Source organism: Dehalococcoidales bacterium (assembly GCA_035529395.1).
GTDB lineage: Bacteria > Chloroflexota > Dehalococcoidia > Dehalococcoidales > Fen-1064 > DUES01.
Genome location: DATKWT010000106.1, coordinates 1 through 9,051 on the forward strand (window position 1 = coordinate 1; position 9,051 = coordinate 9,051).

The following is a 9,051-nucleotide window of genomic DNA, read 5'->3' on the forward strand; positions in this document are numbered from 1 at the left end:
GTGCCTATAACCTGAATCTGATAGTCCCTTCCCTCTCCGACCAGCAGGCTGATGCTGACCGTCTGCTGGAAGCACTCCGCCAGCAGCATAAGGTGCACTGCCGCCGGGTCGATATTGACGTCCTGCGCGGGCTCTCCCCACAGCTACGCTCACGGGACTGGCAGTGTCAGGTCTCAGTTCGTGATGATGAAGTGGTGGCTGTCGGTGAGTGTGCTGCACGGCAGCTTGGACTGGCGGTTGACCTGGGCACGACGAAAATAGCCGGGTATTTGGTCGACCTGGATACCGGAAACACACTGGCCGCCCGTGGCATGATGAACCCCCAGATTGAGTGTGGGGAGGATGTTGTCACACGAATCAGCTACATCACCGGTTCACCTGACGGTGGACCACGACTGCAGGCGCTGGCCGTTGAAGCACTCAACCAGCTTACCGGAGAGCTTACTGCCGAAGTTGGTGAGTCACCAGAGGCCATCGTGGAAGCGGTTGTTGTTGGTAATACTGCTTTGCATCACTTCCTGCTTGGCCTGCCCGTCACTCAGCTTGCTGCCGCGCCCTTCATTCCTGCCGTCGGCCATGCCCTGGATATTAAAGCCCGCGACATAGGATTAAGAATTGCCCCCGGGGCTTACGTACATCTCCTGCCTAATATCGCCGGTTTCATCGGTGCCGACCACGTGGCCATGTTACTTGCCACCGGAGTATGGCAGGAGGAGGGACCGATAGTCGCCCTTGATATCGGCACCAACACCGAGGTCTCGCTGGTGTACAATGGCAGGATAACGGCTGTTTCCTGTGCCTCCGGTCCGGCATTTGAGGGCGGGCACATTCGGGACGGCATGCGGGCTGCCGCAGGTGCTATCGAAAGGCTGCGAATCGTTGCTGACAGCAGTCCCGGGGGTCTGGTGCAGTGCCAGACGGTAGATGACGCTCCGCCGGTGGGCATCTGTGGCTCGGGAATACTCGATGCCCTGGCCCAACTCTACCTCAACGGGATTGTTACCAGGGAAGGAAGAATGGCATCCGACCATCCCCTGGTACGCGGCGACGGCCGGCAGCGTGAGTTCGTGCTTGTTGGTGAGGAGAAACGTAGCGGCCGTCACGCCGTCGGTATAACGCAGCAGGATATTCGTGAACTGCAACTCGCCAAGGCAGCGATTCGCACCGGCATACAGGCACTCCTGAATAGCAGCGATTGTGCCGAGGAAGATATCAGGCAGGTGGTTATTGCCGGGGCCTTTGGCAGCTATATCGATGTTGGTAGCGCGATGGATATCGGGATGCTGCCGTCGCTCCCGCGGGAACGCTTCCGCCAGGTGGGTAATGCCGCCGGTGCCGGCGCCCGCCTTGCCCTGGTCTCGACACGAAGGCGGGATGAGGCTCGTACTGTGGCTTCACAGGTGGAGTACATTGAGCTGGCCAGTTCGCCGAATTTCATGCAGACATTCACCGAGGCTACCTACCTGGGCCGCTATCGTTTAAGACATGGTTCGAGACAGGAGACTGTCTGATTGCTTCGTCACTGCGAGATTGCTTCGGCTTCGGCCTGCTGGCTTTGCCAGCAGGTTCGCTCGTAATGACGTGTGGGCCTGCGGCCCACCCAGACTTCGTTTGACGGCTCATGACTACTATTGTATTATGCAGGTTGGTAATGGCAGGGTATAGTCCTGACCGGGGTTTGTGTTAATGACGGGAACACCACGTTCTCCCCTAATCGAAGAAATAGACCCCGGGCTGTCGGCGCTTGACACCTTTGAGCTCTTCCGCAACGATCCCTTCTGTTTCTTCCTGGATAGTGGTATGGACCCTCACAAGCTGGGGCGGTACTCATTTATTGGCAGCAACCCTTTCCTTGTCCTCAGCAGTCGCGGCAGCCAGAGCACCATCACCAGGGGGGCGGAGAAGACCTGCCTTAGCGGGAACCCGTTTGACATAATCGGTAGTATCCTTGAAGAGTATCGGCTGGACCCGGTATCTGCACCGGTGCCGTTTGTCGGTGGTGGGGTGGGCTACCTGAGCTATGACCTCTGCCATTTCATTGAGCGGTTGCCGACTACGGCGGTGGATGACCTCCAGCTGCCGGAGTGCTACCTCGGTTTCTACGATGTCGTGCTGGCCTTCGACCACCTTGAGGGAAAGACCTACATTGTCTCCACCGGCTTTCCGGAGCTTGCCGAAACAGAAAGGATGGCGCGGGCCAGGTACCGGCTCGATGAGATGAAGTCCCGCTTCTCTGGTACCAGGGTGCCGACGCCATCCTCAGTGCCCGCAGGCCCGGCGGCGGCTGGCCTCACCGGGGGATTCACGCATGACAGATACGTCGCTGCTGTCGAGAAAGCACGGCAGTACATCATCGCCGGGGATATCTTTGAGGTAAACATCTCCCAGCGCTTCGAAACGGAACTCACCATCAACCCCTACGACCTCTACAGGCGTCTGCGGCAGATAAACCCGGCGCCTTTCGCCAGCTACCTCGGGTTTGACGACGTCACGATAGTGAGCGCCTCCCCGGAGCGGTTTCTCCGGCTGCGTGGTGACCGTGTGGAGACGCGCCCGATAAAGGGCACCCGCCCGCGGGGCAGAGGGCTGGGTGAAGACCAGGCCCTTGCCCGGGAACTCCTGAACAGCCCTAAAGACCGGGCGGAGAACATCATGATAGTGGACCTGGAGAGGAACGACCTGGGGCGGGTCTGTCGCTACGGCACCGTCAGGGTGACCGAACTGACGATACTGGAGGTGTTTCCCACCGTCTTCCATCTCACCTCCACCGTGGAAGGTCGACTGAGGAAGGGCAAGAATAGCACGGACCTGCTGAAAGCCACCTTCCCCGGCGGCTCGATAACCGGAGCACCCAAGGTGCGCGCCATGGAGATAATCGATGAGCTGGAGCCTACCCGGCGAAGCGTCTATACCGGCAACATCGGGTATCTGGGGTTCGACGGCAGTCTCGACCTCAATATCGTCATCCGCACCTTCATCATCAAGGATGGCAGGGCCTATTTCCAGGTGGGTGGTGCCGTCGTCTATGACTCCGACCCCGAGGAAGAGTACCAGGAGACGTTGGACAAGGCCAGGGCTCTCATTAGTGCCCTCAATCTGCCGGCAGAAGGCCAGGAATAGCCATGGTAATTGTTATTGATAACTACGATTCGTTCGTCTATAACCTTGCCCAGTACCTCGGTGAGCTGGGCTGGAGACCGGTGGTCCATCGCAACGACGAGGTCACCCTGGCCGAGATAGAACGCGCTCGCCCATCCCACATAGTCATCTCTCCGGGGCCGTGCACCCCGCTGGAGGCCGGTATATCCAATGACGTTGTGCGCCACTTCGGGGGGAGGATTCCCATTCTTGGTGTCTGCCTGGGACACCAGTGTATCGGGTACGTCTACGGGGGCGAGATTGTCCGTGCTCACATCCCCACCCACGGCAAGAGCACCCTCGTTTATCACGACGGGCGTACGGTATACCAGAGCCTGCCGAACCCGTTTGAGGCTGGCCGCTACCATTCTCTAGTGGTGAGAGGCGATATTATTCCTGACGTGCTGAAGACCACTGCCACTACCAGTGAAGGTATTGTTATGGGAGTCCGGCACCGGGACTATGTCGTTGAGGGCGTGCAGTTCCACCCCGAGTCCATCATGACCGATGTAGGTCACGCGGTACTGAGGAACTTCCTGAGCTACCGGCAGCCGATGTGGCCGGAGGAGCCTGGTCGTGACTGAACTGGTTTATCTCAACGGCTCTCTGGTGGCCCGAGACGATGCCCGCATTGCCGTGCTCGACTACGGCTTTCTCTACGGATTCGGCCTGTTCGAGACCATGCGGGCCTACGGAGGACACGTTTTCCGCCTTGACCGGCACCTTGACCGGCTGCTTCATTCTGCGGAAAGGCTTGGCATAGTCGTTGAGGGCGATGCTCTGGAAAGAGCGGTGACGGAGACCATCCGTGCCAACGGACTCAGCGATGCCCGTATCCGGCTCACCGTATCTATCGGTGAGGGTAGGGTAGTCCCTGACCCGACTACGTGTGGTGAGCCGACGGTGCTGGTGGTGGCGGGGAATTACCAACCGTTTTCGGAAGAGGTCTATCAGAAAGGTTTCAGTGCGGTGGTATCATCTATCCGCCGCAATAGCCAGTCGCCTCTCTCCGGCATGAAGACGCTCAACTTCCTGGAGAGTATGCTGGCAAGGCAGGAAGCAAGGACTGCCGGTGCTGATGAAGCCCTCCTTCTCAACGAAGTGGGACTGCTGACCGAGGCCAGCATGAGCAACGTGTTCCTCGTCGGCAATGGTTCCCTGAAGACACCGGGACTGGAAAGCGGTGTTCTTCCCGGAGTTACCAGGGAGACGGTACTTGAGCTTGCCGGGGGACTGGGCATAGACGCGGTGGGATGTGACATAACGATGGACGAGTTCATGAGAGCGGACGCGGCATTCCTGACCAACTCGGTGATGGAAATCATGCCGCTTACCGGGGTAGAGGGAAAGCCGGTGGGTTCCGGTAAGCCGGGGCCGGTTACACAGAAGCTGATGACGGGGTACAGGGAGATGGTGAGACGGGAGGTGGGGAAGTAGGGGACGCGGCACGGCTCATGTCTCTCATGCCTTGTTAATCTGCCCTAATATATGGGCCAAAGCCGCTGCTGTGCCAAGTGGATAGAGGCGGACTTGCCGGTCTACCTGCCCTCTCCCTGCCAGCAATAGAGCCCCTTCCTTCAGCAGCTCCGCCAGTGTTGGTTTGCGTTCCAGGCCCCGGACTACCTGCTCTTTCGTCAACGCGATAACGGCCTGCAACTCATCTGGCGGCAAGTCTCGGGGAGTATCATGCAGATGTGCCCTGTATATAACGATGTGGTATAGCTCGCCCGCCCGCGGTGTCCCGGGCGGGTGAATCATCTCGTAGAACGCAAATAGTCGTGGCTTGTCGCTCACCTTGATTTGTTGGACCGGCCCTTGCTGGGGAATATACCACGTAGCTGAGGCAGGGAGAATATCAACGTCCGTCCCGATTTCCTCTTTTGCCTCTCGATGCGCGCACATCAGCCAGTCTTCGTTTGCTTCCCGATGACCGCCTATGCCGCCGTAGAATAACTCACCCGGGGGACAACGATGGCGGGTGCCCGCTAGAAAGAAGATATAGAACCCAGCGTCGTCTTGCAAGGCAAGCCCAACCCCGACTTCGACACCGTCAGGGGCGAAGTCTGCAATCGTCCTGAACACCATGTGTCTCTCCGTTTTGCTGCCAGATGAGCGCACTACCCCCGCACGATGGCATCGGTCATGCGGCATACGCGCACCATCTGCCGCACGTCATGCACCCGCACGATGTCAGCACCGTTGGCGATACCGATGGCCACCGTAGCCGCGGTACCCTCGACACGGTCGTCGGCAGGGAGGTCGAGTACCATCTTTATCATGGACTTGCGTGACGGCCCGATGAGGATGGGCTGCCCCAACTCCTTCAGTTCAGCCAGCCGACGCAGGATTTCGATGTCCTGCTGCCAGGTCTTACCAAAACCCAGGCCGGGGTCGATGATGATGTTCTCCCGGGGGACTCCGGCCACCAGTGCCGTCTCGATGCTGTTCCATAGCGAAGAGATTACTTCGGCGATTACGTCTTCGTAGAAAGCGGTGTCCCGCCTGGCATCCGTGTCGTAGCCGCCCTTATCACGCTGATTGCTCATCAGAATTATGGGGACGTCTCTGGCAGCGGCCAGTTCCGCGAGACCGGGGTCCTTCTTCAGTCCCCACTGGTCGTTTATAATGGCTGCTCCGGCTTCCAGGGCACGGACGGCTACCTCTGATTTATATGTGTCGATGCTGAGCGGTACGTTTACCTTGCGGGCAATCCGCTCTATGACCGGTACCACTCGCCGGACTTCCTCTTCGATGGAAATTGGTGATGAACCGGGGCGGGTGGACTCGCCGCCAATATCCAGGATATCCGCACCCTCGGTAACAAAACGCTGTGCCTGTTCAACGGCTGCATCGGCATCAGCGAGGCCGTCACCGGAGAACGATTCCGGGGACACGTTCACTATCCCCATGATGTAGGTACGCTCTCCCCAGCGGAACTCGCTGAGGCCGCACCTGGTGATGCCTGGTACACTCATGACTTCTGTCTCTCCAGTCCTACTTTAACCGGCAGCAAGCCGGAAATCAAGAACGTCGGGGATAAAATCACAGTCAGTGAGAACGGTGCGTTAATTACAGGCGCTTTCGAGAGAAAAGCCGTGCTGCCTCGACCAGACCTTGACACGCAACATGGTAGTCAATTCCATGAGGCAACGATACCACTTGCGGTAACACTTATTATGATTCAATTCAAAAGATTGACGCTCAGTGCCGAAGTGACTAGAATACATGATAGGATATGTCAGACAAGCTTCCTCTACTAATGTGACGCAGCAGCCTCTTCGCGGCTGCGTTAGTTATTGTGGAAAACCAAAATGACGGTTCACGGAGGAGATAGTATGTACGTCGAACTGAGTGAAGAACACAGAATGCTCAGGACAGCAAGCAGAGATTTCGCAGAAAAAGAGATAGCCCCGCTCGTTAATGAGGCTGAGGAGAAGGAGCAATTTCCGGTCCAGCTGTACAGCCAGCTTGGTAAACTGGGCTATCTGTGTGCCAGCCATCCGGCACAATATGGCGGTGCCGAGATGGGGATGGTAGGTGAATGCATCGTGATTGAAGAGATATCCAGAGTCGCTGTCGGCATCGCGTCCGCACTGACGTCCCAGAGCGGTATTTCGACCGTTCCCATTCTGGAGCACGGAACTGAGGAGCAGAAACAGGAATACCTGGTCCCGGCCATCAAGGGAGAGAAGATTGCGGCATTTGGCCTGACAGAGCCGAACGCAGGCTCCGATGCGGCAGCCATTGAGACCACCGCTCGCAGGCAAGGGGACAGCTACATTCTCAACGGCACCAAGCTGTACATAACCAATGGCACAATATGTGACTTCGTGCTTGTGGCTGCCTCTACTGAGCGAAGCCAGGGAACCAGAGGAATAAGTGCTTTCATTGTGGAGAAGGGGACACCGGGGTTCACGGCCATGAAAATGCACAAGTTCTGCATGCGTTCCGCCGAGACAGCTGAACTCGTCTTCGAAGACTGCAAGGTTCCAGTCAAGAACCTGATTGGTGAAGAAGGCAGGGGCTTCAGCTATGTTATGGAATGCCTTGATGCTGGCAGGATTTCCCATTCCGCGACGAGTATAGGGCTGGCACAGGCGGCCTATGAAGCTTGCCTGGACTATGTCCAGCAGAGGGAGCAGTTCGGTCAACCGATACACAGGTTCCAGGCAACGGGTTTCAAAGTGGCCAGAATGGCCATGGAAATAGAGGCGGCCCGCTGGTTGATGTATCGTGCCGCCTGGCTGTACGACGAGGGCAACCGACGTCTCAAGGAGGCATCGATGGCCAAACTATTCGCCAGCGAAGTCGTGCAGAGAGTAACCAGCGATGCCATGCAGATACACGGCGCGGTAGCCATCATGACCGAATCACCAATACAGCGCTATTTCCGGGATGCAAGAAGGAACACGGTCACTGAAGGTACCTCCGAGATACAGCAGCTAGTCATTTCACGGGCGATCGGGTTGCGCTAATCAGTGACGTAAGAACGTGGTCTGCCCTCAAATGATGTACCACTTAAAACGCTAGAGTTCCGGGGGCTGGAACTAGCATACAGGGCCCCGGACAAGTGGCCGTTTTCACTGGAATCCGCATCCTTATTAGTAACTTATACAATGCACCAGTTCTTTTCCTCTATCGATAACGAATCCTGGGGTCAAGAAAAGCGTAGCTCAGGTCGGTAACCAGGATGAGTACCAGTCCAATGGATGCCAGAATAAAGTTAATTCCGCTCACGTAGGAGTAGTCTCTCCTGAAGATAGCGTCCAGGAAGAGGCGACCCATACCGGGCAGGTTGAAGATCTGCTCCATGATGACAGTGCCGCCAATCATGATGAAGAGTTGGCCTGCAATCATTGTGATAACCGGAATCATGGCATTCTTCAGAACGTGACTCATGATGACTACCCTCTCTCTGAGTCCCTTTGCCCATGCGGTCCGGATGTAGTCCTGCCTCAATATGTCAAGCATGGTGGTGCGCAGCATTCTCATGGTTGCTGCCGACATCTGGCTGCCCAGAAGCGCGGCGGGAACGAGAAACTGTACCAGGTTCCCTGCCGGGTCCTTAGTGAAGGAAATGAGCTCCACTTCTGGCGACCATCCCCACCATATCGAGGGGAAGATGACAATCATCGTCCCCAGCCAGAAACCGGGTGTAGCCATGACGATGATGGCAAAGCTGCGCCCTAAATAGTCCAGCCAGGAATCCTGCCTTATGGCGGAAATTATGCCTACCGGCAGGGCTATCAGTTGCGATATAACGAAAGCAAAGAAACCAAGCTCAAAGGTTATCGGCAGTCTGGCTAGAATCTCTGGTAAAACCGGTTTCCTAGTCCAGAGCGAGGTGCCGAAGTCGCCGCGGGTAAATATACCGTTCATCCAGATTGCATACTGGACATGCATCGGCTTGTCCAGCCCCAGCCATTGCCTGATAGCCTCCGGGCTTATCGTTTCCTCCGACTGACTCTCCCCACCTCCTCCCATCTGGAACATCATCATCTCAACTATACTGCCGGGAACAAAGCGGATCAGGAGGAAGACCACTATGGTCACCACAAACATAGTGGGTATCATTAATAATAGTCTCCGGATTATATAGTCACGCATATCTTCCTCTTAATCCTGTTCTTCTTGGCGGGCTCTGCCGCTGGCCCGATTACACCGCACAATGTGCGGTTCGGCGCAACAGATTGCGCTTACATCGGGCTATGCTCGATTATCCCCATGGCTCCGGACACGGGAGGGGGTAGCAGCGCTTGATTAAGCTGGTGACTGTCATCCTACCCACCAGCACCCTGGTTTCCCCCGGTAGTGCCCGCATAAGTAAGAAGGAAAGTATTTCCCAGAAACCACAAAGGGCACCAGCGACCACCACTATCTGTAGTGATTCTGATGCCCCTACCCATCACCCAC

General features: G+C 56.8%; 8 protein-coding genes. 5 read left to right on the top strand and 3 right to left on the bottom strand.

The window, feature by feature from the left end:
• From VMW13_06895 to VMW13_06910, 4 genes are all read left to right on the top strand, one after another.
• Positions 1-1,511 (top strand): ASKHA domain-containing protein (locus VMW13_06895; GenBank protein HUV44540.1); only part of this gene is annotated, 1,511 nt, incomplete at its 5' end.
• A gap of 175 nt (positions 1,512-1,686) precedes the next feature.
• On the top strand, positions 1,687-3,120 hold the full coding sequence (pabB, locus tag VMW13_06900; GenBank protein ID HUV44541.1) for an aminodeoxychorismate synthase component I: 1,434 nt from the start codon (positions 1,687-1,689) through the stop codon (positions 3,118-3,120).
• Positions 3,121-3,122: 2 nt separating this feature from the next.
• Positions 3,123-3,722, top strand: a complete 600-nt coding sequence (locus VMW13_06905; protein HUV44542.1) for an aminodeoxychorismate/anthranilate synthase component II — start codon at positions 3,123-3,125, stop codon at positions 3,720-3,722.
• On the top strand, positions 3,715-4,575 hold the full coding sequence (locus VMW13_06910) for an aminotransferase class IV (GenBank protein HUV44543.1): 861 nt from the start codon (positions 3,715-3,717) through the stop codon (positions 4,573-4,575). The genes VMW13_06905 and VMW13_06910 overlap by 8 nt, the downstream gene beginning before the upstream one ends.
• A gap of 24 nt (positions 4,576-4,599) precedes the next feature.
• Here the strand turns inward: VMW13_06910 and VMW13_06915 are convergent, their stop codons facing one another.
• Positions 4,600-5,223: an NUDIX hydrolase gene (locus VMW13_06915; protein HUV44544.1), complete on the bottom strand. Its 624-nt coding sequence runs from the start codon at positions 5,221-5,223 to the stop codon at positions 4,600-4,602.
• Positions 5,224-5,255: 32 nt separating this feature from the next.
• Positions 5,256-6,113, bottom strand: coding sequence for a dihydropteroate synthase (gene folP, locus VMW13_06920; GenBank protein HUV44545.1), 858 nt, complete (start codon positions 6,111-6,113; stop codon positions 5,256-5,258).
• A gap of 360 nt (positions 6,114-6,473) precedes the next feature.
• Here folP and VMW13_06925 point away from each other — a divergent pair, with 360 nt between their 5' ends.
• Entirely contained in the window at positions 6,474-7,613 is a 1,140-nt protein-coding gene (locus tag VMW13_06925) for an acyl-CoA dehydrogenase family protein (GenBank protein ID HUV44546.1), read from the top strand.
• Between the two features lie 160 nt (positions 7,614-7,773).
• On the opposite strand, the gene VMW13_06930 is transcribed toward VMW13_06925, so the two are convergent.
• Positions 7,774-8,745, bottom strand: coding sequence for an ABC transporter permease (locus VMW13_06930; GenBank protein HUV44547.1), 972 nt, complete (start codon positions 8,743-8,745; stop codon positions 7,774-7,776).
• Positions 8,746-9,051: the final 306 nt, after the last annotated feature.

Coding starts and splice junctions, on each gene's coding strand:
- pabB (HUV44541.1), top strand. CDS start 1,687: ATGACGGGAACACCACGTTCTCCCCTAATCGAAGAAATAGACCCCGGG.
- VMW13_06905 (HUV44542.1), top strand. CDS start 3,123: ATGGTAATTGTTATTGATAACTACGATTCGTTCGTCTATAACCTTGCC.
- VMW13_06915 (HUV44544.1), bottom strand. CDS start 5,223: ATGGTGTTCAGGACGATTGCAGACTTCGCCCCTGACGGTGTCGAAGTC.
- folP (HUV44545.1), bottom strand. CDS start 6,113: ATGAGTGTACCAGGCATCACCAGGTGCGGCCTCAGCGAGTTCCGCTGG.
- VMW13_06925 (HUV44546.1), top strand. CDS start 6,474: ATGTACGTCGAACTGAGTGAAGAACACAGAATGCTCAGGACAGCAAGC.
- VMW13_06930 (HUV44547.1), bottom strand. CDS start 8,745: ATGCGTGACTATATAATCCGGAGACTATTATTAATGATACCCACTATG.